This window comes from Streptomyces sp. Ag82_O1-12 (genome assembly GCF_900182715.1).
GTDB lineage: Bacteria > Actinomycetota > Actinomycetes > Streptomycetales > Streptomycetaceae > Streptomyces > Streptomyces massasporeus.
Genome location: NZ_FXUW01000001.1, coordinates 1,636,344 through 1,663,336 on the forward strand (window position 1 = coordinate 1,636,344; position 26,993 = coordinate 1,663,336).

The window sequence follows — 26,993 nt, forward strand, 5'->3', positions numbered from 1 at the left end:
GCCCCCGCGGCACGCCGTAAGGTTGGGTGGTCAAGCGAGGGCACGTCGGAAGGAGGCGCTGGGTGATCGAGCTCGAGGGGGTTCCCGAGCTGGTCGACCCGGTCATGGTGGCCGCGTTCGAGGGCTGGAACGACGCCGGCGACGCCGCCTCCACCGCGGTCGCGCATCTGGACAGGGAATGGAAGGGCGAGGTCTTCGCGGCGCTGGACGCCGAGGACTACTACGACTTCCAGGTGAACCGCCCCACGGTGTTCATGGAAGCGGGCGTCCGCAAGATCACCTGGCCCACGACCAGGCTGTCGGTGGTCCGGGTCGGCGGCGAGAAGCCGCGCGACCTCGTCCTCGTGAGGGGCATCGAACCGTCCATGCGGTGGCGGTCGTTCTGCAACGAACTGCTCGGCTTCGCGCACGAACTGGGCGTGGAACTGGTGGTCGTCCTGGGCGCCCTGCTCGGCGACACCCCGCACACCCGTCCGGTCCCGATCAGCGGCACGACGTCCGACCCGGACCTGGCCCGCCGCATGGATCTGGAGGAGACCAAGTACGAGGGCCCCACGGGCATCGTCGGCGTCCTCCAGGAGGCGTGCACGCACGCGGGCGTCCCGGCCGTGTCGCTCTGGGCGGCGGTGCCGCACTACGTGTCACAGCCGCCGAACCCGAAGGCCACGATGGCCCTGCTGAACCGCCTGGAGGACCTGATCGACGTGCGCATCCCGCTGGGCGAGCTGCCCGAGGACGCGCGCGCCTGGCAGGTCGGCGTGGACCAGCTGGCCGCCGAGGACAGCGAGGTCGCCGAGTACGTCCAGTCGCTGGAGGAGGCCCGGGACACCGCCGAGTTGCCGGAGGCGTCCGGCGAGGCCATCGCCCGGGAGTTCGAGCGCTATCTGCGGCGCCACGACGGCGGCGGACCGCCCGCGCCGGGCGGTCACGCCACGGCGGACGGCAGCGACAGCACGTCGTACCTGCGGGACAACCCCAGCGGCCGCACCCGCCCGCCCAAGCCGCCGAAGCCGGGCACGGACGACGACGAGTCGTCGGACGACTGAGCACACGGCAGCAACAGCCAAGAGGGGCGTCTCCCGGCCGGGAGACGCCCCTCTGCGTACTTCTCGCTGTGGCTACAGCGCTACACCCAGCAGCGCGTCGACCGCCCGGGAGACCACCCCGGGCGCGCCGATGTCCGTACCGCCGCCCCGCTCCTGGAGCGCGGCCCAGCGGTCGACCGCGGTGAGCGCGGCCGGCGCGTCCAGGTCGTCGGCGAGGGCCTCGCGGATCTCGTCGACGAGCGCCTCCGCCGGCGGCCCGTCGGGCCGGGACACGGCGGCCCGCCAGCGGCCGAGCCGTGCGACGGCGTCCTGGAGGACCTGGTCGGTGTACTCCCAGTCGGCGCGGTAGTGGTGGGCGAGCAGCGCGAGCCGGATGGCGGCCGGGTCGACGCCGTCATGCCGGAGCTTGGAGACGAAGACCAGGTTGCCCTTGGACTTGGACATCTTCTCGCCGTCCAGGGCGACCATGCCGGCGTGCACGTACGCCTTGGCCATGGGGAACTCGCCGGTGAGGGCCTGGGCGTGCGAGGCGCCCATCTCGTGGTGCGGGAAGGCGAGGTCGGAGCCGCCGCCCTGGATGTCGAAGCCCATGCCGAGGTGGTCGAGGGCGATGGCCACGCACTCGATGTGCCAGCCGGGCCGTCCGCGCCCGAGCGATCCGCCGTCCCAGCTGGGTTCGCCCTCGCGGGCCGCCATCCACAGCATCGGGTCGAGCGGGTTCTTCTTCCCGGGGCGGTCGGGGTCGCCGCCGCGCTCGGCGGACAGCAGCCGCATCGCCGCGGCGTCGAGGTTCGAGACCTTGCCGAAGTGCGGGTCGGACTCGACGGAGAAGTAGACGTCCCCCTCCAGTTCGTAGGCCGCGCCGACGTCCCGGAGCCGCTCGACGAGCGGGACGATCCCGGGTATGGCCTCGACGGCGCCTATGTACTGCCGCGGCGGCAGCATCCGCAGGGCCGTCATGTCCTCGCGGAAGAGGGCCGTCTCCTTCTCGGCGAGCGCGGTCCAGTCGAGGCCGTCGCGCTGCGCCCGCTCCAGGAGGGGGTCGTCGACGTCGGTGACGTTCTGGACGTAGTGAACCTGCCGCTTGGTGTCGAGCCACACGCGCTGCACGAGGTCGAACGCGTTGTACGTCGCCGCGTGTCCCAGGTGCGTGGCGTCGTACGGGGTGATGCCACAGACGTAGATACGGGCGACGGGACCGGGGTCGAGGGTGACAAGACCGCCGGTCGCGGTGTCGTGGATCCTCAGGTCGCGGCCCTGACCAGGCAGGGCGGGGACCTCGGAAGCGGGCCAGGCATGCATGCCTTGAGCCTAACCGGACTGGAGTTCCAGATACGAACGGGAGCGGGCCACACGGCCGAGAAGGCGCTCTTGCGGTGTTCCGGGTGCCTGTGCTGCTACACGGGTGGCCAGGGAATCGCCGGCCACTCGCCGCTCGGCTCCGGGTGGGTCCCCGAGGAGAGCAGGGCGCCGACCCGCGCGCGGGTGGCGTCGATCTCGGCGCCGGTGATCAGCGGTTCGAGCCGCGCGGCGAGCGGACCGCCCTCGGCCAACCCCTTCCTGAGGCCTTCGAGGACGTCGACGGCCTCCTCGGTGAGGGCCTCCCCCGCCCAGCCCCACAGCAGGGTCCGCAGTTTGTTCTCGGCGTTGAACGTGACCCCGTGGTCGATGCCGTACAGCCGTCCTTCGCCGGTGGGCAGCAGGTGCCCGCCCTTGCGGTCGGCGTTGTTGATGACCGCGTCGAGGACCGCGAGCCGCCGCAGCCGTTCGTCGTCGGCGTGCACGAGCAGCGCGGTGCGCCCCTCGCCGACCTCGGCGAAGCCGATCGCCTTCCAGCCCGGCTCGGGCTCCTCGCCGTCGACCAGGGCGAGCAGTTCCGCCTCGGGCGTCACCTCGACCCACAGCTGGCACATGCCCTCGCCGTAGGGGCCCTCGCGCAGCACGGTGGGGGGCACGAGGCCCCAGCCGGTGGCCTCGGAGACCTCGTAGGCGGCGACCTCGCGCTGGGCCAGCGTCCCGTCGGGGAAGTCCCACAGGGGCCGCTCCCCCGCGACCGGCTTGTAGACGCAGGCCGCGTCCTGGCCGTCGTAGGACACCGTGCAGTACAGGGCCGCGTTGGAGGCCTCACGGATGCGTCCGCGTACGGTCAGTTCGCCGCGGGCGAGCAGCCCGGCGGCGTCCGGTGGAGGCGTCACGCTCCGCGGCGGTATCCGTTCTGGCGCGGACATACGTGTCCTTCCGGGTCGAGCGGGAGGCTGCACAGCGGGCACGGCGGCCGCCCGGCGTTGACGACGTCGAGGGCGCGCTTGGCGAAGGCCCTGGCCTGCGTGCCGGTGAGCCGCACCCGCAGCATCGGCGGACCGTTCTCCTCGTCCTGGAGCAGCCGCTCCTCGGCCTCGGCGAGGTCCTCCTCTGATTCGGCGTCGAGCTCCACGAGCGCCTGCGCCTCGACGATCATGAGCTGCTCGTCGCCGTCCCAGGCGAGCGCCATGGTGCCGACCCGGAACTCCTCCTCGATGGGGGTGTCCAGCGGGCCGGTGTCGGTGTCCGACGGCGCGACGGCGGGGACGTGGGCGCTGCCGCCGCTACGGCGTACGACCTCGTCGAGCAGTTCGTCCATGCGTTCGGCGAGCGCTGCGACCTGCGTCTTCTCCAGGGCCACGCTGGTCACCCGGGAGCCTGCGGTGGCCTGGAGGAAGAACGAGCGGCGCCCGGGCAGTCCGACCGTACCGGCCACGAAACGCTCCGGATGGTCGTAGAGGAACACCTGACGGGACACGTCCTGTCTCCATTGGGATCGTGGGAACCGTGTGAGCACGGCACTGCTGCGACCGCTTCACCCTACTGCGGCGAACGATCACGGTGCGCCCGCACCACCCCCGACTTCGGCCGCGCCGCCCGGCGGTTCCTCGCGCGGCGCCAGGGACGTGAAGTCGCCCGTGTCACCGAGGCGGACGAGAAACGGTCGCAGTCGTGTGTAGCGGATCGCGGTGATGGAACACGGTTCAACGGAAATCCGCTGGAAGAGGTCCAAGTGAAGTCCGAGTGCGTCGGCGACGAGCGACTTGATGATGTCGCCGTGCGAGCACATGAGGTAGACGGCGTCGGCGCCGTGGTCGCGCTCCACGCGCGCGTTCCACTCGCGTACGGCCTCGGCGGCGCGCGTCTGCATGGCCCGCATGGACTCCCCGCCCGGGAACGCGGCCGCGGACGGATGGGCCTGCACCACCTCCATCAGGGGCTCGTCCGTGAGCTCGGCGAGCTTGCGTCCGGACCAGTCGCCGTAGTGGCACTCTCCGATGCGCTCATCGGTGTGCGGGCTCAGGTCGGGCCGGGCCTCCAGCAGCGGCCGGAGGGTTTCCCGGCAGCGCTGGAGCGGGCTGGTGACGATTTCGGCGAGGGGCAGTTCGGCCAGCCGCCCGGGGAGCGCGGCGGCCTGGGCGGCGCCGCGCTCGTCGAGGGCGACGCCGGGCGTCCAGCCGGCGAGGAGTCCCTCGGTGTTGGCGGTGGAGCGTCCGTGCCTGACCAGGATCAGCGTGGGCATGCGCTCCAGCGTAGGCGCACGCGCGCGTGCGGTGTCGTTCGAGTGACGGGAGACTCGCTTCGTGATCGTCGACTGTGCCATCTACCGCGACGGACAGCGGACGGAAGGGCCCGAGGACCTCTCCGACGCCCTGGGTGAGGCCCGCACGGCGGGCGGGTTCGTGTGGATCGGGCTGCACGAGCCGACGGAGGCCGAGTTCGACCATGTGACCCGGGAGTTCGGGCTGCATCCGCTGGCCGTCGAGGACGCCCTGAAGGCCCACCAGCGGCCCAAGCTGGAGGTGTACGACGACTCGCTCTTCGTGGTGGTCAAGCCGGTGGCGTACGAGCAGCGGAGCGACACCGTCTCCTCCGGCGAGATCATGATCTTCCTGGGCGACTCGTTCGTGGTGACCGTCCGGCACGGCGAGGGCTCCCCGCTCAAAGCCGTGCGCCAACGGCTGGAGCAGGAGCCGGAGCTGCTCGTCAAAGGCCCCACGGCCGTGCTGTACGCGGTCGCCGACGCGACCGTCGACCACTACCTGGACGTGGCGACCGAGTTGCAGACCGACCTGGAGGGCCTGGAGGCGGAGGTGTTCTCGCCGGACGGCGGGGGCTCACGGAACACGGCGTCCCGGATCTACGGCTTCAAGCGGCAGGTCCTGGAGTTCCGCCGGGCGACCGGGCCGCTGGCCCCGCCGATGAGCCGGCTGGCGGGCACGGCCTCGACCGGAGTGACCGTGCCGTTCGTGGACGACCGTGCCCGGCCGTTCTTCCGCGACGTCAACGACCACCTGACGCGCGTCAACGACTCCGTGGAGAACCTGGACCGGCTGGTGTCGGACATCCTCTCGGCGCACCTGGCGCAGATGAGCGTCCGGCAGAACGACGACATGCGGAAGATCTCCGCGTGGGCGGCCATGGCCGCGATCCCCACGATGGTCGCGGGGATCTACGGCATGAACTTCGAGCACATGCCCGAGCTGCGCTGGGTCTGGTCCTATCCGGCGCTGCTCGCCCTGATGGCCGTCGCGGAGCTGATGATCTTCCGGCTGTTCAAGCGCCGCGGGTGGCTGTAGCCGGTCCGGCTCAGGCGAACTCGGGCTCCGGGGTCGCGGGCCCGCCGAGGGCGTTGCGGCGCTCGGGAGTCGTCAGCGACACCATCCGGCGCCAGCCGCCCATGCGTTCGTAGGCGTACACCGCGTGGATGCCCGCCGCGAGCACCGCCGACTTGGCCTTGGACCAGCCGAGGACGCGGCCCATGTGCGCCATGACGGCGAGGCTGACGTCGCGGTAGATCCGGATCTCGGCCAGCGCGCACTCGCGCAGGGTGCGCTGGATGACCCGGCCGTGGCCCGCGTAGGCGAAGCGCAGCAGTTCCTCGTGGCAGTAGGCGAGGTGGTTGTCCTCGTCGTTGGAGATCTGCTTGACCGCACGGCCGATGTCGGGGTGGTCGGCGAAGTGCTTGCGCAGCAGGTCCATCTGCTCGGAGGCGCGCTGCTCGGTGACCCTGCTGTGCGAGAGATAGGTGACGATGTCCTGGACCGTGAGCCGCTCGTCGCGGTTGAGCTGCTCGTGCGCGAGGCCGATGCCGTTCTTCTCCAGGAGCATGGTGTAGTCGGTCTCCGGCGGGACCGGGACGGGGTCGAGTCCGCGCTTCTTCATCAGGGCGCTGAAGATCCGGCCGTGCTTGTCCTCGTCGGCGCCGTGCCGGCTGATCTTGGGGGCGAGGTCACGCTCGGCCTCGGGCACGAGCGCGGCGATACGTGCGTTCTCCCAGCCGCCCTGGGACTCGCCGCTCGCGGCGATGGAGCAGAACAGGGCGAAGGACTCGTCGTTGTCGAGGATCTCCTGGAACAGACTCTTGGCCGAAAGCATCGTGGGCACCTCTCCCGCGCGCGTGGGCGTACTGCGGCTTTCCCGCAGGTTCCGCGAACAACGAGTCAAGTGCGGGGCGGGGGGTGCTGCAACAGGTGTGAGGGACAACTCCGCCGAATGGAGGACGCCGGGGAGGCGCGCCGGGCCGGGCGAGGGGCCGCCGTGCCGTAACCGCAGGGGGCCCCACGCGTTGTTCTGCGTGACGGCCGTGGCGGGGTAGACCCCCGAGCCCCCACCACGGCCGCTGAAACCTCCCGGTCGGTTCAGGCGAGCCCGGCGCGCTCCAGGGCCTGGGTGCCGGCCCGCAGGGACGCGAGCCGCTCGTCGAGCGTGAAGCCCGCCGGCGCGAGGGACAGGGTGGTGACCCCGGCCGCGGCGTAGGCCTTCATCCGGTCCGCGATCCGGTCCACGGAACCGAGCAGGGTCGTCTGGTCGATCAGGTCGTGCGGTACGGCGGCCGCGGCCCCCTGCTTGTCGCCGGAGAGGTACTTGCTCTGGATCTCGGCGGCTTCCTGCTCGTAGCCCATGCGCCGGGCGAGCTGGTTGTAGAAGTTCTGCTTGGGGCTGCCCATGCCGCCGACGTACAGCGCGGTGTACGGGCGGAAGGTGTCGGCGAGCGCGGCCACGTCCTTGTCGTCGCCGACGGCGAGCGGCAGGGTCGGGCAGACGTCGAACCCGTCGAGGGTCTTGCCGGCCTTCTCGCGCCCGGCCCGCAGGTGGGAGATCGTCGTGTCCTCGAGGTGCTCGGCGGACGGGAAGATCAGCAGGGCGCCGTCGGCGATCTCGCCGGTCTGCTCGAGGTTCTTAGGGCCGATCGCGGCGATGTACAGGGGGATGTGCTCGCGCTGCGGGTGCACGGTCAGCTTGATCGGCTTGCCGGGGCCGCCGGGCAGGGGCAGCGTCCAGTGCTGCCCCTCGTAGGACAGCCGCTCGCGGGTCATGGCCTTGCGGACGATCTCGACGTACTCGCGGGTGCGGGCGAGCGGCTTGTCGAACTTGACGCCGTACCAGCCCTCGGAGACCTGCGGGCCGGAGACGCCGAGGCCGAGGCGGAAGCGGCCGCCGGAGAGGGAGTCGAGGGTGGCGGCGGTCATCGCCGTCATCGCGGGCTGGCGGGCCGGGATCTGGAAGATGGCGGAGCCGACGTCGATGCGCTCGGTCTGGGCGGCGACCCAGCTCAGCACGGTGGCGGCGTCGGAGCCGTAGGCCTCGGCGGCCCAGCAGACGGCGTATCCGAGCCGGTCGGCCTCCTGGGCGACGGCCAGGTTGTCCGCGTCCATTCCGGCACCCCAGTAGCCGAGGTTGATACCGAGCTGCATGCCGCATCCCCTTACTGATCAGTAACGTGCCTTGTGCGGGCACCTTAGCGCGGGGGCCGGGGCGAGGTACACGGCCACAGTCGGTCGGTCGCGCCGATCCGTCGTTTAGATGAGTGAACAGGAATCATGGACGCGACCATTGACGCGTCCACGACGAGTCCCTACCTTTCGCGGGAAAGCGCTTTCCACCCTCTATCTTCCGCAGTCGAACGGAGAGGCACCGATGAAGCGAGCACTCCCCCTGCGACTCCCCGCGGCCCTGGCCACGATGGCCCTCGCCGCCGCGACCGGCACCCTCGTGTCGATGCCCGCCGCGTCGGCGGCCACCGGCAGCGCCACCGGCTACGCGACCCAGAACGGCGGAACCACCGGCGGCGCCGGAGGCCAGACGGTCCGGGCGACGACCGGAACGGCGATCCACCAGGCCCTGTGCAGCCGGGCGAGCACCAGCACTCCGATCACCATCGAAGTCACCGGGACCATCAACCACGCCAACACCAAGAAGGTCTCCGGCACCGGCTGCGACACCGCCGACGGCGTGATCGAGCTCAAGAAGGTCAGCAACGTGACCCTCGTCGGGGTCGGCAGCGGCGCCGTCTTCGATCAACTGGGCATCCACATCCGCGAATCGAAGAACATCATCGTCCAGAACGTGACCGTCCGGAACGTCAAGAAGTCGGGCTCCCCCACGTCCAACGGCGGGGACGCCATCGGCATCGAGCGCAACGTCCGCAACGTCTGGATCGATCACACCACCCTGGAGGCGTCGGGCGGCGAGTCGGAGGGCTACGACGGCCTGTTCGACCTCAAGGACAACACCCAGTACGTCACCCTGTCCTACAGCGTCCTGCGCAACTCCGGCCGCGGCGGCCTGGTCGGGAACAGCGAGAGCGACCGGACCAACGGCTACATCACGTACCACCACAACCGGTACGAGAACATCGACTCCCGCGCCCCGCTGCTGCGCGGCGGCATCGCACACCTCTACAACAACCACTACGTGCGCCTCAACGAGTCCGGCATCAACTCCCGCGCCGGCGCCCGCGCCAAGGTGGACAACAACTACTTCGAGGACTCCAAGGACGTCCTCGGCACCTTCTACACCGACGAGGCCGGATACTGGCAGGTCGGCGGCAACATCTTCGACAACGTGACCTGGTCCGGTCCCGGCAGCGAGAACCATCCGGCCGGCCCGGACCCGAAGTCGAACACCACCGTCGCCATCCCGTACGCGTTCGGTGCGGACGCCGCCGCCTGCGTGCCGGCCATCGTGAGCCGGACCGCGGGCGCCGGAAAGGGCCTTCAGGTGTCGGACGGCAGGTGCTAGCCGAGCGCTCCCGGCACCACCGGATCGCGCGGGGTCACGGTCCCGCCCCCGCCCCGTCCTCGGAAAATCCGTGGTCCGCAGCCACCCACACCGTAGGTTCTGGCCAGTAATCTCGGCGTTCATGGAGCAGAGGCATCTCGGCCGCACCGGCCTTCGTGTGTCCCGGATCGGGCTCGGCACCCTGACCTGGGGGCGGGACACCGACGAGCATGACGCCGCGGACCTCATGAAGACGTTCTGGGAAGCGGGCGGGACCCTCGTCGACACCGCGGACGTGTACGGCGACGGCGAGGCCGAGTACCTCCTCGGCAGGCTCATGGACGGCCTCGTGCCGCGCCGTGACCTGGTCATCTCGACCAAGGCCGGCAGCGTGCCGGACCCGGACCGCCGCTTCGACGGTTCCCGCGGCCATCTGCTCTCCGCGCTGGACGCCTCGCTGGCGCGGCTCGGCACCGACTACGTCGACCTGTGGCATGTACACGCGTACGACCCGGACACCCCGCTGGAGGAGACCCTCCAGGCCCTCGACCTGGCGGTCTCCAGCGGGCGTGCCCGCTACGCCGCCGTCTCCAACTTCTGCGGCTGGCAGCTGGCCAGGGCCGCGACCTGGCAGCTGGCGGCTCCCGGCATCCGGACCCGGGTTGCCGGTACGCAGCTGGAGTACTCCCTGCTCCAGCGTGGTGTCGAGCGCGAGGTGCTGCCGGCCGCGCTGGACCTCGGCATAGGCCTGCTGCCGTCCTCGCCGCTCGGGCGCGGGGTGCTGACGGGCAAGTACCGGGGCGACACGATGCCGCCGGACTCACGCGGTGCGTCGGAGCATCTCGCGCCCTTCGTCGCGCCGTACCTCGACGACACGGCGAGCCGCATCGTGGACGCCGTGGCGACCGCGGCCGACGGCCTCGCGGTGACGCCGCTCCACGTCGCCCTGGCGTGGGTGCGCGACCGGCCCGGCGTGACCGCCCCGATCGTCGGCGCGCGCAACGCACTGCAGCTCACGGCGGCATTGTCAGTGGAGACCCTTAGTCTTCCTGACGAGATCTGCCGGGCGCTCGACGATGTGTCGGCGCCCGTGCACCGCTATCCCGATCACGACTGGAGCACGCTGTGAGCACGGAGCCCGAGACCACGGAGGACACCGAGCCGGGGACGCCGGGCACCGGGCAGGTACCCGACACCGTGGGCGGGGGCGCGGGAGCCGGGCAGGCCCCTGGCCCTGGGGCGGAGGACGGCGGGCAGGGCCCCGAGGCAGAAGCCGCCGACGCGGACGCCGGGCAGGTGTCCCAAGCCGAGGGCACTGAAGCGGGCGTCGCGCGGAAGTCCGAAGCCGAGACCGCCGACTCGGACGCCGGGGAGACGTCCGGGGCCGAGGGCACTGAAGCGGGTGTCGGGCAGGTGTCCGAGGCCGAGGCCGAGTTGCGGGCCCAGCAGGCCGAGCGGGAGCGCATCGAGCAGCGCAAGGCCGAGAAGAAGGCGCCGATCGAGAGCGGCACCAAGCTGAGCGGCAAGGCCGCCGACCTGCTCGCGGCCGTACGGGCCGTCGAGAGCGGCGAGAAGCCGGTGGCCGCGGTGTTCGAGGAGTCCCGGCCGGCCCCCCGGCGCTCCGCTCCCGAGCCGGAGCGGCGCCCGCAGCCGGTTGCGCCCCCGCCCGCCGCCACGTCGGCGGCTCCCGCGCCGGAGGCGGTCCAGGCCGTGCGGCGGGTGCTCGCCGAGGGCGGTGCCCCGGAGGTGCTCGCACCGCAGGTCGCCGCGGCACTCGGCGAGGGTGCGGACGACCAGTTGCGCGCCGACCCCTGGCAGTTGCTCCGGACCGCCGGCGTGCGGCCCGAGCAGGCCGACGGATTCGCGCGTTCCCTGCTCGGTGCCGAGTGCGGGCCGGACGACGAGCGGCGCGGCCGGGCCGTCACCGGCTGGCTCCTGGAGCAGGCGGCGCTGGCCGGGCACACGGCCCTGGAGATGCCGGCGCTCCTCGCGGCCCTGGCCCAGCGCGGTGTTCCGGAACCCGAGAGCGCCGTGCAGGACGCGATCGCGGAGGGGGACGCGCTGGTCTTCCAGGACGCCCTGGAGGAGGCCGGCACCCCGGCCCCGACGGCCGCGGAGGGAGACGAGGAGGACGCGGAGCGCCCGGTCCGTGTCCTGGTCGGCCTCGAGCGGTACGCGCTGGCGGAGGAGAGTCTGGCCGACGGCCTGGGCCGGCTCGTCAACTCGGTGCCCAAGCAGGACGGTTCGGCCGAGGACTGGGAGCGGGCGGCCGCCGCGGCCCAGGGGTCGACGGCGGAGCTGATCCGCGCGGTGGCCGGCCAGGGCCTGGTGCTGCACACCGGCGGGGAGGCGTCCCTGGCCGAGCCCGCGGCACTGCTGAACGCCGCGAGGACCCTCGGACTGCGGGCCTGGGCTGCCGCGCACGGCCCGATCGGCCGCAGCCGCTTCGCGGCCCTGCTACGGCGGTCCGGCCAGGCGGCGGACGTCCCCGAGCGAGCCGGCGGGCCCCCCGCCGGACCGGGCGACTCTCCCGTCGCCACCGTCTCCGGGCTGCTCGCCGGCGCCGAAGGGCCCGGCCGGGACGCGGACGGGGCCCTCGATCTCGATCTGCTCGTCGTGCTCGACGCACCGCAGCTGGATGTCGAGACGGCGGCTCTGCTGACGGAGTCGCTGCCGGACGGGGCACGGCTGGTGCTGGCCGGGGATCCGGCGGTGCTGTGGTCCGTGGGGCCGGGGCGGGTGTTCGCGGATCTGCTCGCGGCGCGGATCTGCCCCCAGGTGGCCTCGCGGCGGCCCGATCCGGGGCCGCTGGGCGAGCTGGTCTCCGGCATCGGCATCGGCGAGCTGAACCAGGTCGAGGCCCCCGGCAAGGAGGTCGTGATCGTGCCGGTGCGGGACGCGGGCGAGGCCGTGCACCGGACGGTGCAGCTCGTCGCGGACTCGGTGCCCCGGGCGATCGGTGTACCGGCCGAGGAGACCCAGGTGATCACCCCCGGGCACGGCGGCGCCGTCGGGACGCGTGCGCTCAACGCGGCCCTGAAGGAACGGCTCAATCCGGGCCCGGGCCGCTTCGGCGGCTTCGACCCCGGTGACCGGATCGTTTACTCCCCCACCCCGGGGCGTGCGCTGCCGGGCCGGGTGGTGACGGCGGACGCCGAGGGACTGCACCTGTCGTGCGAGGGCGAGACGGTCGTCGTACCGAAGGAGCGGGTGGAGCAGTCGGTGCGGCACGGATGGGCGCTGACCGCGCACCAGGCCGTGGGGAGCCGGTGGCCCGCGGTGGTCGTGGTGCTCCCCGGCGATGCGGCGCAGGCGCTCAGCAGGCCGTGGGTGTACACGGCGTTCGGGCGGGCCGACCGGCATCTGTCCGTGGTGCACGGGGTGGAACAGGCACTGCCCCGGGCCGTGGCCGAGGTCCCGGCGAAGCCGCGGACGACCCGGCTTCCGGTGCTGCTCGCGCCGCAGATCAGCGGCACGTGACGGGGGTGGTGGTCAGGGGCCCGGGCCCCTGACCACCACCCCCGTGGTCGCCGTCGTGCGTGCTCAGCGGCGGTCCGCGTCCAGCGGTTCCAGGTCCTCGTCCTCGTCCAGGTGGCTGTCGAGCTCGTCCTCGAGCTCGTCCTCGAGATCGTCGCCGTCCTCGTCGTCGACGTCGTCGAAGACGGCGCTGACGTCGAAGCGGCAGACCACCTGCTGCGGGTCGACCTGCTCGAACGGCGCCTCCAGCCACTCGCCGGGCTCGGCCGGTTCGTCCGCCGCCGTCACCCAGAGGGTGGAGTCGCCCTCCTCCAGCCCGAACTCCTTGTGCCGGGACGCGATCTCGTCGGGCTCGAACTCGCCGAACAGCAGCCCCAGCGCGCCGTGCACGGTCCCGGAGGCCGGGGAGCCGTCATCACCCTCCGCCGCCTCGATCCGCTCGGCGTGCGCCAGCAGGCGCTGCGGCTCGGCGACGGCGTAGTCACGACGGATCAGCACGCTCAGCGCGTTCGGTTCCTCGGGGCCCGTGTACGGGGGCAGCGCGTCCTCCGCACCGGGGATCTCGAAGGGCGTGACCTCGTCGTAGCGGTCGTAGAGCAGTTCGTCGTACACCTCTGCGGCCGCGGCCAGCTGGTTGAACGCCTCGAACACGGCCGGGTCGTCCTCCCCCGACCGGCGTTCGACCGCGGCCAGGTGGCGGTCGAGCGCGGTCTTGACCGCCTCGGCGGCGGCGCGTACCTCGGCAGCGGTGGGCTGCGCAGCATCAGACATAGTGCAGACGCTATCCGTACCGGGCCCCAGCCCGCACAATAGATGCGATGCCGGAATACGAATTTGTCGACGTGTACGTCCCCCGCGGGGTCTCCCGCAAGGAGACGGCACGTCTGCTGACGGACCACGCGGAGTACGGACACTGGGAATTGCACCGTCTGACCCTGCTGCGCGACGGCAGCCGCAAGGTGCGGTTGCGCCGGCGGATCATCCGCCAGGTGCGGGCCACGTGGTGAGCGGGGACGGGGCACTGGGAGAACACACATGACGGAGCGGGCCCCGCGGCAGCGGGGCCCGCTCCGTGTGCGGCGCGTGTCAGGCTGAGGCGCGGGCCTTGCGGTAGAGGATCGCGCCCGCGAGCAGCGCGCCCGCGCCGGCCGGCAGGGCGAGACCGAGCGGCAGATCGCTGCCGGTGCTGGCGAGCTGGGCGTCGCCGTCGGGCTGCGTGACGAACTGGCCGCCCGGCTTGTTGCCGTGCGAGGAGCCGACCGGGGTCACGCCACCCGTGGAGGGTGGGGTGCCCGGGGTGCCGGGGTGACCGGGGTTGCCCGGGTGACCGGGGTTGCCCGGGTTACCGGGATTGCCCGGGTTACCGGGATTGCCCGGGTTACCGGGATTGCCCGGGTTACCGGGGTTACCCGGGTTACCGGGGTTTCCCGGCTTGCCCGGGGTCTCGTGGCCGCCGCCCGGCGGGGTGCCGTGGTGGCCGCCGTTGGAGCAGTCGTTGCCCGTGCTGGGGTTACCGACGCCGATGACGTCGACGCTGTTGCCGCAGACGTTCACCGGCACGTGGATCGGCGCCTGGACGTGGTTGCCCGAGCCGACGCCGGGCGAGTCGGTGGCGTGCCCACCAGCGTGGGAGCCGCCGTGACCACCGTGGCCGCCGTGTTCGCCGTATCCCCCCGACGACGATCCACCGCCCTGGTTGGCGCACGAGTTGCCCACCGACGGGTTGAGCACACCGACGACGTTGACTGTGTTCCCGCACACGTTGACCGGCGCGTACACCGGCGCCTGCACCGAGTTTCCGGACAGTACGCCGGGCGAGCCCGACGCCGAACCCTGGGCGCCCGAGTCGGCGTGAGCGGAGCCGCCCGCGGCGGCGATCACGCCGGTCGCGGCCGCCACGGTCATCAGACCCTTGCGGGTAGCCTGTCGCATTTGCTGAATACCTGCCTTCGACCCTGTCTCGAATTCTTCTCGAATTCCTCGAAAGAAGCGTTCGGTCCCGGGGCGCATGGCACGCGCTCCGGGACCGATGGCTTCGAACTCCCCTCAGCGAGGGGAAAGCATCACTTGTTGATGCAGGTGTTGCCGAAGGCGGGGTTCAGCAGCCCGATCACGGAGACCGTGTTGCCGCAGACGTTCACCGGGACGTGAACGGGCACCTGGACAACGTTGCCGGACAGGACGCCCGGGGAGTGCACGGCGGCACCCTGAGCACCCGAGTCGGCGACGGCCAGGCCCGCGCCCGCGAGAACCAGCCCACCGGTGGCAGCCGCAGCAGCGACGACCTTCTTGATCATTATTCCTCCTAGTTGGCAAAGCGACCCATCTTGCGATCGCATTACCTGTAACGAGGAGGGAGTAATGAGGCTACGAGCTTATGGTCGCATTCACTCTTCCCAGTCGATTCCGTACGCGCGACCGAATACCGGCGTTGCGCAGGGGTGGCTCAGGACAGGTCGATGAAGCGGTCCAGCACCCGCACGCCGAACTGCAGGCCCTCCACCGGCACCCGCTCGTCCACACCGTGGAACATGCCGGCGAAGTCCAGCTCCGGCGGCAGCTTCAGCGGCACGAAGCCGAAACCGCGGATGCCCAGGTCGTCGAAGGACTTCGCGTCCGTGCCGCCGGAGAGCATGTAGGGGATCGCCTTCGCGGTCGGGTCCTCGGCCAGCAGCGCGGACTGCATCGCCCCCACGAGCGCCCCGTCGAAGGTGGTCTCCACGGCCTTGTCGGCGTGGACGTCCTCGCGCCGCACGTTCGGGCCGAGGATCCGGTCGAGGTCGGCGAGGAACTCCTCCTCGTGGCCGGGCAGGAACCGTCCGTCGACATGCGCGGTCGCCTCGCCCGGGATGACGTTGACCTTGTAACCGGCACCGAGCTGCGTCGGGTTGGCCGTGTTGCTCAGGGTCGCGCCGATGAACTTGGCGATGCCGCCGAGCCTGACGAGGGTGGACTCCATGTCCTCCGGGTCGAGCTCGGTGCCGAGCGCGTCGCCGAGTTCGTCGAGGAAGGCGCGGGTGGTCTTGGTGACCCGCACCGGGAACGTGTGCCGCCCGAGCCGCGCGACGGCCTCCGACAGCTCGGTGATCGCGTTGTCCCGGTGGATCATCGATCCGTGCCCGGCGGTGCCGGCCACGGTGAGCTTCATCCAGTGCATGCCCTTCTCGGCCGTCTGGATCATGTAGAGCCGCCGCTGCTCGCTGACGGTGAACGAGAACCCGCCCACCTCGCTGATCGCCTCGGTGACGCCCTCGAACAGCTCGGGGTGCTTGCGCACGAGGTGCTTCGCGCCGTAGGTGCCGCCCGCCTCCTCGTCGGCGAGGAACGCGAGGACGATGTCGCGCGGAGGCTTGCGCCCGCTGCGCAGCCGGTCGCGGACGACCGCCAGGGTCATCGCGTCCATGTCCTTCATGTCGACGGCGCCGCGGCCCCACACACAGCCGTCGGCGACCTCGCCGGAGAAGGGGTGGTGGGTCCAGTCGTCCGCGTTGGCCGGTACGACGTCGGTGTGGCCGTGGATGAGGAGCGCGGGCCGCGAGGGGTCCTCGCCCTCGATCCGGGCCACGGTGGAGGCGCGGCCCGGGTGGGACTCGAAGATCTGCGGTTCGAGCCCGACCTCGGCGAGCTTCTCGGCGACGTACTCGGCCGCCTTGCGCTCACCGGGACCCGAGTGGTCGCCGTAGTTGCTGGTGTCGATCTGGATCAGCTCGCGGCAGAGGTCCACGACCTCGTCCTCGCCGGTGACGCTCCTGGCCGTGTCCGTCTCGCTCACGTGCTTCCTCCCGCTGTCACTGCTGGTGGGTCCCCCTCATCCTCTCTCTCCCGCGGCCGCACCCCAAGAGCGCTCCCGGCCCGTCACACGCCGTTCACGCCTCGCCGGGGTGCGGCCGGGGGGTGATCGGCCACCCAGGAAAGCCTGGTAATGTTTACGTCGTCGCCGCGGGGAGAACCCACGCGACAGACACCTTGTCCGGGTGGCGGAATGGCAGACGCGCTAGCTTGAGGTGCTAGTGCCCTTTATCGGGCGTGGGGGTTCAAGTCCCCCCTCGGACACATGAAGCCTGAGGGCCGTGACCACGAGGTCACGGCCCTCAGGCGTTTCCCGGAGAGGTGACCATGACCAGCCGTTCCTGCCCGTGCGGGCTCCCCCAGGCCTACGAGGCGTGCTGCGGCCGGTTGCATTCCGGGACCGCCGCCGCGCCGACCGCCGAGGCGCTGATGCGGTCGCGGTACTGCGCCTTCGTGAAGGGGGATGCCGGGTACCTGCTGCGGACCTGGCATCCGCGGACGCGGCCGGGGCGGCTGGAGCTGGATCCGGGGATGCGGTGGACCGGGCTGGAGGTCCTGGGGACGAGCGAGGGGTCCGCTTTCCACACCACCGGCACCGTGGAGTTCCGGGCGTCCTACCGGGGCGGGTCCCTGCACGAGCTGAGCCGCTTCGAGCGGGTCGACGGGGCCTGGGTGTACGTCGACGGGGAGTTTCCCGCGTAGCCGCTACGGCGCCAGGATGTCGAGTTCCTGGAGGGCGCCGACCGTGATCTCGCGGGTCAGTTCCTCCGCCCGGGCGGCGTCGCCCTCGCGGACCGCCTCGGCGACCTTGACGTGCAGGGTGACGGCGGCCGGGTCGGGGTCCTCGAACATCACGTCGTGCTGGGTGCGGCCCGTCAGGACCTCGGCGACGACGTCGCCGAGGCGGGCGAACATCTCGTTGCCGGAGGCGACGAGGACGACGCGGTGGAAAGCGACGTCGTGGTGGAGGTACCCCTCCAGTTTGTGACCGCGTGAGTGGGCGACCATGCCCAGCGCGCACTCGGTGAGCTCGGCGCACTGCTCGGCCGTGGCGTGCCGGGCGGCGAGTCCTGCCGCGACCGGTTCGATGGCCGAGCGCAGCACCGTGAGGGACCGCAGCTGCCCGGGGCGGTCGGCTCCGGTCAGGCGCCAGCGGATGACCTGCGGGTCGTAGACGTTCCACTCGGACTTCGGGCGGACCGTCACGCCGACGCGGCGGCGGGACTCGACCAGGTACATGGACTCCAGGACGCGGACCGCCTCGCGCATCACGGAGCGCGACACGTCGAAACGCTGGGCGAGCTCGTCGGTGCGCAGAACACTACCCGGCGGGTACTCACCCGCCGTGATCTCGGGGCCGAGGGTGTCCAGTACCCGGCCGTGCAGCCCCCGGCCCGTTGCGCTCATGCACTCAGCGTACGGGGTAGATCACGGAGACAAAAAGTCAGACTTATTCATCACGGCCTCTTGAATTCGTCGTACCTAATGGGTTTCAGTGGCGTCGACATCACGTGTCGACCTCGGACAGCAGACAGTGAGGCAGCGATGAACACCCCCCATGTCGTCGTGGTCATGGGCGTAGCGGGCACCGGCAAGACCACCATCGGTCCCCTGCTCGCGGCCCGGCTCGGCGTTCCGTACGCCGAGGGCGACGACTTCCACCCGCAGGCCAACATCGCCAAGATGTCGGCCGGCACCCCGCTCACCGACGAGGACCGCCTGCCCTGGCTCGACGCCATCGGCGCGTGGGCGCACGGGCGGGCCGGGCACGGCGGGGTCGTCAGCTGCTCGGCGCTGAAGCGGTCGTACCGCGACCGGCTGCGGGCCGTCGCGCCGGGCGTGGTCTTCGTGCATCTCACGGGTGACCGCGCGCTGATCGAGGACCGGATGTCGCACCGGCAGGGGCACTTCATGCCCACGGCGCTGCTCGACTCCCAGTTCGCCACGCTCCAGCCCCTCGCGGCGGACGAGGCAGGGGTCGGTGTGGACGTCGCGGGCGGCCCGGAGGAGATCACCGAGCGGGCGGTGCACGCCCTGCGGGACCTCCCCGAGCCCGTTCAGTAGCCCCTGGCGGTTCCCCCCTTTCCTCTCCCCTTCTCCCCAACGCAAGGGAACCCACCGTGACCAGACTCAGCGTCGAGATGCTGGCAGCGGACGCACCCGAGCCGATCACCTCGGCCGGCCACGCTCAGCTGGGCATCGCCGTCCTGGCGGGCATCGCCGTCATCGTCCTGCTCATCACTAAGTTCAAGCTGCACGCCTTCCTGTCGCTGACCATCGGGTCACTGGCGCTCGGCGCGATCGCCGGGGCGCCCCTGGACAAGGTGCTGCTCAGCTTCAGCGCCGGCCTCGGCTCCACGGTCGCCGGCGTCGGTGTGCTGATCGCCCTCGGGGCGATCCTCGGCAAGATGCTCGCCGACTCCGGCGGCGCCGACCAGATCGTCGACACCATCCTCGCCAAGGCCGGCGGGCGGTCGATGCCGTGGGCGATGGTGCTGATCGCTTCCGTGATCGGGCTGCCGCTGTTCTTCGAGGTCGGCATCGTGCTGCTGATCCCGGTCGTGCTGATGGTCGCCAAGCGCGGCAACTACTCGCTGATGCGCATCGGCATCCCGGCGCTCGCGGGCCTGTCCGTGATGCACGGCCTGGTGCCGCCGCACCCCGGCCCGTTGGTCGCGATCGACGCCGTCGGGGCCGACCTCGGCGTGACGCTGGCGCTCGGCGTTCTCGTCGCCGTCCCGACGGTGATCATCGCCGGGCCGGTGTTCTCCAAGTACGCGGCTCGCTGGGTCGACGTCCCGGCCCCCGAGAAGATGATCCCGCAGCGCGCCTCCGAGGAACTCGACAAGCGTCCCGGCTTCGGCGCCACGCTCTTCACCGTGCTGCTCCCGGTGATCCTCATGCTCGCCAAGGCCCTGGTCGACATCGTCGTGGACGACCCCGAGAACGCGGTGCAGCGCGTCTTCGACGTCGTCGGCGCCCCGATGATCGCTCTGCTCGCCTCGGTGCTGGTCGGCATCTTCACGCTGCTGCGGCCCGCCGGGTTCTCCAAGGAGCGGATCTCGCCGCTCGTCGAGAAGAGCCTCATGCCGATCGCGGGCATCCTGCTGATCGTCGGCGCTGGCGGCGGCTTCAAGCAGACGCTCATCGACACGGGCGTGGGGCAGATGGTCCTGGACATCTCCGAGGACTGGGCCATCCCCGCGCTGCTGCTGGCCTGGCTGATCGCGGTGGTGATCCGGCTCGCGACCGGTTCGGCGACGGTGGCCACGGTCTCGGCGGCCGGCCTGGTCGCCCCGCTCGCGGCGGACATGTCCACCACGCACACCGCTCTGCTCGTCCTGGCCATCGGTGCCGGCTCGCTGTTCTTCAGCCACGTCAACGACGCCGGGTTCTGGATGGTGAAGGAGTACTTCGGGCTGAGCGTCGGTCAGAACATCAAGACCTGGTCCGTCATGGAGACGATCATCTCGGTGGTCGCCGGCGGTCTGGTCCTGCTGTTGTCCCTCGTGATCTAGGAGCGCCGCGGCGATGACGGCTCATCCCCTCTTCGACATCGGCGGCCGTACGGCCCTGGTCACCGGCTCCAGCCGGGGCATCGGACTCGCCCTCGCGCGCGGTCTGGCGGAAGCCGGCTGCACGGTCGTGCTGAACGGACGCGACGAGGACCGGCTCGCCGAGGCCGCCGCCGGACTGCCCGGCGACCGGGTGCACACGGCCGCGTTCGACGTGACCGACGGATCATCGGTGGCCTCGGGGGTCTCCGAGGTCGAGGAGCGGGTGGGTCCGCTCGACATCCTCGTCAACAACGCGGGCCTGCAACTGCGCGCCCCGCTGCTGGAGTTCGGGGAGTCCGACTGGCACCGGATCCTGGACACCAACCTGACCAGCGCCTTCCTGGTCGGCCGGGAGGCGGCGCGCCGGATGACGGAACGCGGCCACGGGAAGATCATCAACATCTGCTCGCTGCAGAGCGAGGTGGTGCGGCCCGGGATCGCGCCGTACGCCGCCACCAAGGGCGCGCTGAAGATGCTCACCAAGGGCATGTGCGCGGACTGGGGGCCGTACGGAGTGCAGGTCAACGGCCTGGGCCCGGGTTACATCGAGACCGAGCTGACCCGGCCGCTGGTGGAGGACGAGGAGTTCAGCGCCTGGGTGCGGCGGCGTACCCCCGCCGGGCGCTGGGGGCGTACGCAGGACCTGGTGGGCGGGGTGCTGTTCCTCGCCTCCCCCGCGGCGGACTTCGTCAGCGGTCAGGTGCTGTATGTCGACGGCGGTATGACGAGCGTGCTGTGACCTGCCGGGAGGCCTCGATGCTGGGTTGTGTGATCCACGGTCAGGGCGATCTGCGGGTGGCGGAGCTGCCGGTGCCGCGGCCCGGACCGGGGCAGGCGCTGGTCGCCGTGCGGTACGGCGGGGTGTGCGGGTCCGATCTGCACTACTGGCGGCACGGCGGGGTCGGCGATTTCCGGCTGCGGGAGCCGATGGTGCTCGGGCACGAGGTCGTGGGCACCGTCGTGGAGTACGGCGCCGACACCTCGGGACCGGCACCGGGCAGCGCCGTCGCCGTGCATCCGGCCACTGTCTGCGGGGGCTGCCCGGAGTGCGCGGCCGGGCGGCGCAACGTCTGCCGGGACACGCGGTATCTCGGCAGCGCGGCGCGGTTCCCTCATGTCCAGGGAGGTTTCGCGGCCCGGGTGGTCGTGCCGGTGGAGCAGGTGCGGGCGCTGCCCGAGGGGCTGGAGCTGCGGCGGGCCGCGCTGGCCGAGCCCCTGTCGGTCGCGTTGCACGCGGTGCGGCGGGCCGGTGGGGTGGCGGGCCGGCAGGTGCTGGTGACGGGCGCCGGGCCCATCGGGTGTCTGGTGGTCGCGGCGGCGAAGGCGGCCGGGGCCGCGCACGTCACCGTCTCGGATCTGCTGCCCGAGGCGCTCGCGTGCGGGCGGATCGCCGGGGCCGGGACGGTCGTACGGGCCGATGATCCCGACGACCGCGGGTGGCCGGACGAGGTCGATGTGGCCATCGAGGCGTCCGGGGTGGCCGCGGGGCTCGACGCGTGTCTGCGGCGGGTGCGGCGGGGCGGGGTCGTCGTACAGCTGGGGATGCTGCCGGCGGGGCACAGTCCGTTCGCGGGGAACCTCGTGGTGAGCCGGGAGATCGAGCTGCGCGGGGCGTTCCGCTTCGACGGTGAGTTCGACGAGGCGTTGGCGCTGCTGGCCGGGGAGCCGGCGTTCGACGGGCTGATCAGTGCGGTGGTTCCCGTGGGGGAAGCCGAGTCTGCCTTCGCCCTGGCCGGTGATCGGAGTCGGTCCTGCAAGGTGCTGTTGGATTTCGCCCCCGAGCCGTAGACCTGACCGTCGCTGCGCGCGTGCGGGTGCGTCGTGGTTGTTCGCGCGGGTCCCCGCGCTCCTGAAGACTCAAGGACGCCACAGAGGGTGCTCTTGGTCCGCCCACTCTCCGCTCACCTTGCCCGTGCGCATACCCCTCCTGGATTCCGGGTCCGCCAGGGCCATGCCGATGTGGCCGGCCAGGACGATGCCGATGGTGAGGGCCAGCCAGTCGTGGACGAAGGTGGCGCTGGTGCGCCAGAGCAGGGGGGTGAGGTGGGTGAACCACATGACCAGGCCCGTGGCGAGCATGACCAGTGTGGCGCCGGCGATCCAGGCCGCGTAGAGCTTCTGGCCGGCGTTGAACTTGGCCGCGGGGCGGGACGACCGGCGCTTGTCGCGGTGCAGGGCGGCGCGCAGCCAGGTGCGGTCGTGCGGGCCGAAGCGGTTGAGGCGGCCGAGGTCGGCGCGGAAGGCCCGGGAGGCGAGGGCGGCCAGGACGGGGACGGGCAGGGCGAGGCCGGCCCACTGGTGCAGGGTGACGACCAGGGCGCGGCGGCCGACGAGTTCGGCGAGCTGGGGGATGTAGAGGCAGGCCGCGGTGACGACGCAGATGCCCATCAGGACGGCCGTGGTGCGGTGGGTCCAGCGCTGCAGCGTGGTGAAGCGGCGCACGTCGGCCGTGACCGGCGGTGTGTCAGCTCGTAGGGTCATCGTCGCGTCCGTTCGAGCGGCCCACCCAGGCGTCGACGTCGTAGCCGCGCTCCTCCCAGTAGCCCGGCCGGACCTCGTCGGTGACGGTGATGCCGGAGAGCCACTTGGCGGACTTGTAGAAGTACATGGGCGCCACGTAGAGGCGGACCGGGCCGCCGTGGGAGTGGCCGAGGTCCTTGCCCTGCATGCGCAGGGCGACCAGGACGTCCGCGCGGCGGGCCTGGCCGAGGGTGAGGCTCTCGGTGTACGTGCCGTCGAAGCAGGTGAAGCGGATGGCCTTGGCCGTAGGGCGGACCCGGGCGGCGTCCAGGATCCGGGACAGGCGTACGCCCTCGAAGGGGGTGTCGGGGACGCGCCAGCCCGTGACGCACTGGACGTCGCGGACCATGCGGGTCTGGGGCAGGGCCTTGAGGTCGTCGAGGGTGTACGTCGTGGGGCGGTCGACCAGGCCGTCCACGGTGAGGCGGTAGCTGCCGGCGTTCTTGCGCGGGACGGAGGAGGCGACCGAGTAGTAGCGGAAGCCGCCGCCGTTGGGGAGCAGGCCGGTCAGGCCGGTGGGGTCCTGGTCGGCCGCTCCGCCGAGGAAGGCCTCCAGGCCGCGTTGCAGCGGGGGTGCGGCGACCACGCCCGCGGCCCCCAGGGCGAGGGTGCCGAGGAAGACGCGGCGGCCGATCGGGGTGCCCCGCTCTTCGGGGTGCTCGTCGTTCACACCCTTGGGTACGTCCTGGTTCACGTTCTCATTCGAACACCCGCGGCCCCGCTACGACAGGGATCGCGGGTGCTCGTCAGACTTGCGTAACCACTTCTTACGCGGGCCGCGTCAGGAGGAGGCCGCCTTGTCGAGCTGGAACGCCTCGTTGCCGAGGCCGATCCGGGCGTGCTTCTCGGGGGCGCGGGCGCGCAGCACCAGGCCGAGGACCACACCGGCGAGTGCCGCGAGGCCGATGATGCCGGGCAGCACCCAGCTCAGCGAGGAACCGGGGCCGGCGCCGACCAGCACCTCGAAGTCCTTCACCGTGTAGCCCGCGATCACCAGCAGGGCGATGCCCGCCAGCGCGGACGTGACCAGCCGCCAGGCCTGGGTGCCGGCGGCGCCGCGGCGGACGAAGAAGACGACGACGGACAGGGACGCCGCCGCCATCAGCACGATCACGCCGAGGGCGCCGACGTTGCCGAACCAGGTGAACAGGTGCAGGACGGGCGCGGTCGGGTCGCCGGCCGGCTTGTCGTCGGCGATGGCGAAGGCGGCCACGACCACCACGGCCACGACGGTCTGGAGCAGCGAACCGGTGCCCGGGGCGCCGCTGCTGCCGCTGGTGCGGCCGAAGGCGGCCGGCAGCAGCCCCTCGCGGCCCATGGCGAAGGCGTAGCGGGCGACGACGTTGTGGAAGCTGAGCAGCGCGGCGAACATGCCGGTGACGAACAGGATGTGCAGGACGTCGGTGAAGGTGCCGCCCAGGCGGGACTCGGTGAGGAAGAACAACAGCCCGGCGCTCTGCTTCTGGGACGTGCCGACGATCGCGGAGGGGCCGGTGGCGACGGTGAGGGCCCAGGAGCTCAGCGCGAAGAAGACGGCGACCCCGCCGACGGCGAAGAACATCACGCGCGGCACCAGGACGTGCGGGCGGCTGGTCTCCTCGGCGTAGACGGGGGCCTGCTCGAAGCCGAGGAAGGCGGCGATGCAGAAGCACAGCGCGGTGCCGACGCCCGCGCCGGTGAGCGTGTCGGGGTTGAAGGCGTGCAGCGACAGGCCCTCCTTGCCGGGGTCGGCGAGGGCGGCGATGTCGAAGATCACGACGAGGAGCACCTCGATGACCAGCAGCACGCCGAGCACGCGGGCGTTGACGTCGATCTTCAGCCAGCCGAGCAGCCCGACGGCGAGCGCGGCCACGAGCGCCGGTATCCACCAGGCGATCTCCACGTCGGCGTAGGTGGCGAAGAGCCCGGAGACCTCGAAACCGAAGATGCCGTAGATGCCGACCTGGAGCGCGTTGTAGGCGACGAGGGCGACCAGGGCGGCGCCCGCGCCGGCGGTGCCGCCGAGGCCGCGGGAGATGTAGGCGTAGAAGGCGCCCGCGTTGTGGACGTGGCGGCTCATCTCGGCGTATCCGACGCTGAACAGGATCAGGACGACGCCGAGGACGACGAAGAGCAGCGGCTGCCCGACGATGCCCATCACCGCGAATGTGGTGGGCATGACACCCGCGACGACCATGAGCGGGGCGGTCGCGGCGAGGACGGAGAGCAGCAGGCCCCCCGTGCCGAGCCGGTCGGCGCGCAGGGCGCGCTCCTGCCCCTTGAACGTACTGATGCCGCTGGAGGCGGATGGGCTCGTTCTCGAACTGTCCGTGGTCATCGGGGGGAGCGTCCTCACTCTTCGGGTCGGGGGGTCAGGCCGTGCCGAGCGCGCGGGCGCGGGCGGCGGCGAAAGCGGTGTGCGGGTCGCGGTCCGGGTACGACCAGGGCGCCGGGGTGGCGTGGCGGCCGATCCGGTGGAACAGGGCGGCGGCCTCGGCGCCCCGCCCTTCGCAGAACTTGGCGTGGGCGAGGAAGTTCAGGTCGATCAGCCGCCGCGGGTGCCCCTCCAGCTCCCACTCCAGCCACCAGTCGAAGGCGGCCTTCATGACCTGCCGGGCACGGCGGCCCGTCCAGTGACCGGAGGCGGCCGGGTCGGCGGGTTCGTGCCCGGCGGCGGCCAGCGCGCGGTACCGCTCGGCGTGCGCGATGACCGGCAGGATCGCGAGGGGGGAGTCGGCGGGGGCCTGTTCGGCGGCCCAGTTGGCGAAGTCGTAGACCTCGTGCAGCGGGTCCGGACCGGCCTCGGTACGGCGGCCGGCGAGCTGGGCGACCATCAGGTGGTGGGCGTGGTGGTGGTCGGCGTAGCGGGCGCGGACCGCCTCGAAGCCGCGGACCGCGTCCTGGTCGGCGCCGACCGCGCAGTCCAGCATGAGCAGGCCGAGCCAGGGGGTGGGGTCGGCGGGGGCACGGGTCGCGGCGGTCCGGCAGGCCTCGCGGGCCCGGACCGGTTTGGCCTTACCGTGCAGGGCGCGCCGGACCTGGGCGAGGGCGAGCAGCACGGCGGCGTCGGCGGACTCGGGTTCGGCGAGCAGCCACTCCCGGGCCCACGCGGCGCAGTAGGACTCGCGGGCGAGGACGGTGACGCGGTGGCCGCGCCGGTCCCAGTCGTCCCCGGTGTGGACCAGGAGGGAACGGGCGTTCTGCCAGCGGCCCTGCGCCAGTGCGGCACGGGCGGCCACGAGCTCGGCGTCGTCGAGGGCCTCGTCGAAGGCCTGCGCCGCACGTCTGCGGCCACGGCCGAGGGGAGGCGGGGGTGGGGGCACCGCGAACTTCCTCACGCGCTCTTCTTGTGTTCCGGCTCACGGCGACAGGGGGAGCGCGGATGTGCGCACTGCCATGAACTGATCACGCACAGACAACCTCCAGCCAACGGTTGTCGTCAAGGGGCGTCAGGGCGTTACACGCGTCAACTGGCGTCACCTGTGAGGGAATTGTGATCCAAGGGGTATGAGCGACGGGCGTGACGGGCGGGCGATTTTTCCGTTTCGCCCTTTGTGACGTACGTCATAGCGTGGGCTGCCTCCGCCCCCGACGATGGCATGACGTACGGGCGCGCCGGGTGGAGCCGGCCGGTACAGTCGGCCCCTACGCAACCGTGAACCCGACCTGACGATCGAGGTACACCGCGTGTCGGTTCTAGTTCTGGCGCTCGCCCTGGGTGCCGCCTGCTGTCTGGGCTTCGGCTTCGTGCTCCAGCAGAACGCGGCTCAGCGTGCCCCGCTGGGCGACTTCCTCTCCTTCCGGCTACTGCTCGACCTCGTGAAGGTGCCGCGTTGGCTCGGCGGCATCGCGCTGATGGTGGTCGGCATGGGGTTGGGCGCCGCCGCCCTGGGGCAGGGTGAGCTGTCGCTGGTGGAGCCCCTGCTGGCGACGAACCTGCTCTTCGCGCTCGCGCTCTCCCGCAAGCAGACCCGGCAGCCGCTCGGCCGCCAGGGCTGGGCGGGCCTCTTCCTGCTGGGGGGCGGTGTGACCGCGTTCATCGTGGCGGGCCGGCCGGAGGGCGGCGCCGCGACGGCCGACCCGGTGCGGCAGTGGCTGATCATCGGGGTCATGATCGGGCTCGCCCTGCTCCTCACGACCCATGGCAAGCGGTCCCGGCTCAGCTCCGGCCCGGTGCTGCTGGCCCTGGCCGCCGGGCTGCTCTACGGCGTGCAGGACGCGCTGACCAGGGTCAGCGGGCAGAAGGCCGCCGACGGCGGCTTCGCCGAGCTGCTCACGGGCTGGGAGCCGTACGCGGTACTGGCGCTGGGCGTCACGGGGCTGGTCCTCGTGCAGAGCGCCTTCGAGACCGCGTCCCTGCGCAAGTCGCTGCCCGCCCTGACCGCGGCGCAGCCGCTCGCCGGGATCGTCTGCGGCGTCGGCTTCCTCGGCGACCGGCTGCGCACCGACGCGGTGGCCCTGAGCTGGGAGGCCGGTGGTCTGCTGGCCGTGGTCGCCGGGATCGTGCTGCTGGGTCTGCATCCGGCGATGCCGCAGGGTGCACCGGAGCGGGCCCGGGTGGCCACGCCCGCGGTCAGCCCGGCCTCGCCCTGACGGGGTC

The 26,993-nt window shown here is 71.8% G+C and carries 26 protein-coding genes, 1 tRNA gene and 1 pseudogene; 13 read left to right on the plus strand and 15 right to left on the minus strand.

What is annotated here, in order from left to right; genetic code table 11:
* Positions 1-62 precede the first annotated feature (62 nt).
* A complete protein-coding gene (locus QOL88_RS07545; protein WP_097215683.1) occupies positions 63-1,046 on the plus strand; it encodes a PAC2 family protein in 984 nt (327 codons plus the stop codon).
* Positions 1,047-1,118: 72 nt separating this feature from the next.
* Here QOL88_RS07545 and mshC read toward each other — a convergent pair whose 3' ends face one another.
* From mshC to QOL88_RS07565, 4 genes are all read right to left on the minus strand, one after another.
* Positions 1,119-2,348, minus strand: a complete 1,230-nt coding sequence (gene mshC / locus QOL88_RS07550; protein WP_097215684.1) for a cysteine--1-D-myo-inosityl 2-amino-2-deoxy-alpha-D-glucopyranoside ligase — start codon at positions 2,346-2,348, stop codon at positions 1,119-1,121.
* A 95-nt stretch (positions 2,349-2,443) separates the two neighbouring features.
* Positions 2,444-3,274 carry an SCO1664 family protein gene (locus tag QOL88_RS07555; protein ID WP_179878793.1) on the minus strand — a complete coding sequence of 277 codons (831 nt, stop codon included), beginning with the start codon at positions 3,272-3,274 and terminating at the stop codon, positions 2,444-2,446.
* Positions 3,238-3,825, minus strand: a complete 588-nt coding sequence (locus tag QOL88_RS07560) for a DUF3090 domain-containing protein (protein ID WP_097215686.1) — start codon at positions 3,823-3,825, stop codon at positions 3,238-3,240. Before QOL88_RS07560 ends, QOL88_RS07555 begins: the two co-directional genes overlap by 37 nt.
* Positions 3,826-3,903: 78 nt before the next feature.
* Complete coding sequence (locus QOL88_RS07565) at positions 3,904-4,590, minus strand: histidine phosphatase family protein (RefSeq protein ID WP_097215687.1); 687 nt, start codon at positions 4,588-4,590, stop codon at positions 3,904-3,906.
* A 61-nt stretch (positions 4,591-4,651) separates the two neighbouring features.
* Between QOL88_RS07565 and corA the strand changes: the two genes are divergently transcribed.
* Positions 4,652-5,647: a magnesium/cobalt transporter CorA gene (gene corA, locus QOL88_RS07570; protein ID WP_097215688.1), complete on the plus strand. Its 996-nt coding sequence runs from the start codon at positions 4,652-4,654 to the stop codon at positions 5,645-5,647.
* Positions 5,648-5,657: 10 nt separating this feature from the next.
* Here corA and QOL88_RS07575 read toward each other — a convergent pair whose 3' ends face one another.
* Positions 5,658-6,446 (minus strand): hypothetical protein, encoded by a 789-nt coding sequence (locus QOL88_RS07575; RefSeq protein ID WP_097215689.1) that lies wholly within the window; start codon positions 6,444-6,446, stop codon positions 5,658-5,660.
* 263 nt (positions 6,447-6,709) lie between these two features.
* A complete protein-coding gene (locus tag QOL88_RS07580; RefSeq protein WP_097215690.1) occupies positions 6,710-7,765 on the minus strand; it encodes an LLM class F420-dependent oxidoreductase in 1,056 nt (351 codons plus the stop codon).
* Positions 7,766-7,988: 223 nt separating this feature from the next.
* Here QOL88_RS07580 and QOL88_RS07585 point away from each other — a divergent pair.
* From QOL88_RS07585 to QOL88_RS07595, 3 genes and pseudogenes are all read left to right on the plus strand, one after another.
* Positions 7,989-9,089, plus strand: a pseudogene (locus QOL88_RS07585) (pectate lyase family protein); the annotation flags it as partial.
* Between the two features lie 124 nt (positions 9,090-9,213).
* Positions 9,214-10,200, plus strand: a complete 987-nt coding sequence (locus tag QOL88_RS07590; protein ID WP_097215692.1) for an aldo/keto reductase — start codon at positions 9,214-9,216, stop codon at positions 10,198-10,200.
* Complete coding sequence (locus QOL88_RS07595) at positions 10,197-12,551, plus strand: helix-hairpin-helix domain-containing protein (RefSeq protein ID WP_097215693.1); 2,355 nt, start codon at positions 10,197-10,199, stop codon at positions 12,549-12,551. The genes QOL88_RS07590 and QOL88_RS07595 overlap by 4 nt, the downstream gene beginning before the upstream one ends.
* Before the next feature lie 63 nt (positions 12,552-12,614).
* Here the strand turns inward: QOL88_RS07595 and QOL88_RS07600 are convergent, their stop codons facing one another.
* Positions 12,615-13,319, minus strand: a complete 705-nt coding sequence (locus tag QOL88_RS07600; protein WP_097215694.1) for a hypothetical protein — start codon at positions 13,317-13,319, stop codon at positions 12,615-12,617.
* A 47-nt stretch (positions 13,320-13,366) separates the two neighbouring features.
* On the opposite strand from QOL88_RS07600, the gene QOL88_RS07605 reads away from it, so the two are divergent.
* Entirely contained in the window at positions 13,367-13,555 is a 189-nt protein-coding gene (locus QOL88_RS07605; protein WP_030848528.1) for a DUF5703 family protein, read from the plus strand.
* Between the two features lie 79 nt (positions 13,556-13,634).
* Here the strand turns inward: QOL88_RS07605 and QOL88_RS07610 are convergent, their stop codons facing one another.
* The 3 genes from QOL88_RS07610 to QOL88_RS07620 all read right to left on the minus strand — a co-directional run bounded on the left by QOL88_RS07610 (position 13,635) and on the right by QOL88_RS07620 (position 16,320).
* Positions 13,635-14,480, minus strand: a complete 846-nt coding sequence (locus tag QOL88_RS07610; protein ID WP_097215695.1) for a chaplin — start codon at positions 14,478-14,480, stop codon at positions 13,635-13,637.
* A 131-nt stretch (positions 14,481-14,611) separates the two neighbouring features.
* Positions 14,612-14,845: a chaplin ChpH gene (chpH, locus tag QOL88_RS07615; RefSeq protein ID WP_030608446.1), complete on the minus strand. Its 234-nt coding sequence runs from the start codon at positions 14,843-14,845 to the stop codon at positions 14,612-14,614.
* Positions 14,846-14,994: 149 nt separating this feature from the next.
* Entirely contained in the window at positions 14,995-16,320 is a 1,326-nt protein-coding gene (locus QOL88_RS07620; RefSeq protein WP_097215696.1) for a M20/M25/M40 family metallo-hydrolase, read from the minus strand.
* Between the two features lie 196 nt (positions 16,321-16,516).
* Here QOL88_RS07620 and QOL88_RS07625 point away from each other — a divergent pair.
* Positions 16,517-16,601, plus strand: a tRNA-Leu gene (locus QOL88_RS07625).
* 63 nt (positions 16,602-16,664) lie between these two features.
* A complete protein-coding gene (locus QOL88_RS07630) occupies positions 16,665-17,039 on the plus strand; it encodes a YchJ family protein (RefSeq protein WP_097222898.1) in 375 nt (124 codons plus the stop codon).
* A gap of 3 nt (positions 17,040-17,042) precedes the next feature.
* On the opposite strand, the gene QOL88_RS07635 is transcribed toward QOL88_RS07630, so the two are convergent.
* Positions 17,043-17,744, minus strand: coding sequence for a FadR/GntR family transcriptional regulator (locus tag QOL88_RS07635; RefSeq protein ID WP_097215697.1), 702 nt, complete (start codon positions 17,742-17,744; stop codon positions 17,043-17,045).
* 138 nt (positions 17,745-17,882) lie between these two features.
* Between QOL88_RS07635 and QOL88_RS07640 the strand changes: the two genes are divergently transcribed.
* The 4 genes from QOL88_RS07640 to QOL88_RS07655 are packed head-to-tail and all read left to right on the plus strand — an operon-like array spanning position 17,883 to position 21,682.
* Positions 17,883-18,401 carry a gluconokinase gene (locus tag QOL88_RS07640; RefSeq protein ID WP_097215698.1) on the plus strand — a complete coding sequence of 173 codons (519 nt, stop codon included), beginning with the start codon at positions 17,883-17,885 and terminating at the stop codon, positions 18,399-18,401.
* A 56-nt stretch (positions 18,402-18,457) separates the two neighbouring features.
* A complete protein-coding gene (locus QOL88_RS07645) occupies positions 18,458-19,855 on the plus strand; it encodes a GntP family permease (protein ID WP_097215699.1) in 1,398 nt (465 codons plus the stop codon).
* Between the two features lie 13 nt (positions 19,856-19,868).
* Positions 19,869-20,633, plus strand: a complete 765-nt coding sequence (locus QOL88_RS07650) for an SDR family oxidoreductase (RefSeq protein ID WP_097215700.1) — start codon at positions 19,869-19,871, stop codon at positions 20,631-20,633.
* 17 nt (positions 20,634-20,650) lie between these two features.
* Positions 20,651-21,682, plus strand: coding sequence for an L-idonate 5-dehydrogenase (locus QOL88_RS07655; RefSeq protein WP_097222899.1), 1,032 nt, complete (start codon positions 20,651-20,653; stop codon positions 21,680-21,682).
* 69 nt (positions 21,683-21,751) lie between these two features.
* Here the strand turns inward: QOL88_RS07655 and QOL88_RS07660 are convergent, their stop codons facing one another.
* The 4 genes from QOL88_RS07660 to QOL88_RS07675 form a co-directional block, all read right to left on the minus strand.
* Complete coding sequence (locus tag QOL88_RS07660; RefSeq protein ID WP_097215701.1) at positions 21,752-22,375, minus strand: cytochrome b/b6 domain-containing protein; 624 nt, start codon at positions 22,373-22,375, stop codon at positions 21,752-21,754.
* Positions 22,359-23,084, minus strand: coding sequence for a molybdopterin-dependent oxidoreductase (locus tag QOL88_RS07665; protein ID WP_097222900.1), 726 nt, complete (start codon positions 23,082-23,084; stop codon positions 22,359-22,361). The genes QOL88_RS07660 and QOL88_RS07665 overlap by 17 nt, the downstream gene beginning before the upstream one ends.
* A 111-nt stretch (positions 23,085-23,195) precedes the next feature.
* On the minus strand, positions 23,196-24,731 hold the full coding sequence (locus QOL88_RS07670; RefSeq protein WP_097215702.1) for an APC family permease: 1,536 nt from the start codon (positions 24,729-24,731) through the stop codon (positions 23,196-23,198).
* Positions 24,732-24,765: 34 nt separating this feature from the next.
* On the minus strand, positions 24,766-25,716 hold the full coding sequence (locus tag QOL88_RS07675) for a hypothetical protein (protein WP_179879096.1): 951 nt from the start codon (positions 25,714-25,716) through the stop codon (positions 24,766-24,768).
* Between the two features lie 364 nt (positions 25,717-26,080).
* On the opposite strand from QOL88_RS07675, the gene QOL88_RS07680 reads away from it, so the two are divergent.
* Positions 26,081-26,986: a DMT family transporter gene (locus QOL88_RS07680; protein WP_097215704.1), complete on the plus strand. Its 906-nt coding sequence runs from the start codon at positions 26,081-26,083 to the stop codon at positions 26,984-26,986.
* The last annotated feature ends 7 nt before the right edge of the window (positions 26,987-26,993 follow it).